Source organism: Halomonas sp. SIMBA_159 (genome assembly GCF_046536035.1).
Taxonomy (GTDB): domain Bacteria; phylum Pseudomonadota; class Gammaproteobacteria; order Pseudomonadales; family Halomonadaceae; genus Vreelandella; species Vreelandella venusta_A.
The window spans coordinates 1-246 of the sequence record NZ_JAWJBT010001278.1; the positions used below are offsets into that span (position 1 = coordinate 1).

General features: G+C 53.3%; 1 protein-coding gene. It reads right to left on the reverse strand.

The features are described 5' to 3' along the window. Positions 1–246, reverse strand: a 246-nt coding sequence (locus tag R0J87_RS23365) for a HisA/HisF-related TIM barrel protein (protein WP_498889360.1), incomplete at both ends; no start/stop codon positions are given.

Here is a 246-nt window from a genome sequence, read left to right on the forward strand (position 1 = left end):
GCACGATTTCACCCGCCCCGCGGCGCTGCACTTCCTCAATCCAGTCAGCGGTTTGCCACTGGGTGACCTGGGTACGGCTTTCATCACCGGTGAACTGGTAAACCTGATACTGGCCGGTTTTGGCATCAAAGTAAGAATCGATCCCCACCACAATACACTGCACACCGAATTTATCGGCCAGCTCAGTGATCAGCGCAGGGTTGGCTAATGCCGGCGAATTGATAGAAATTTTATCCGCGCCAAATT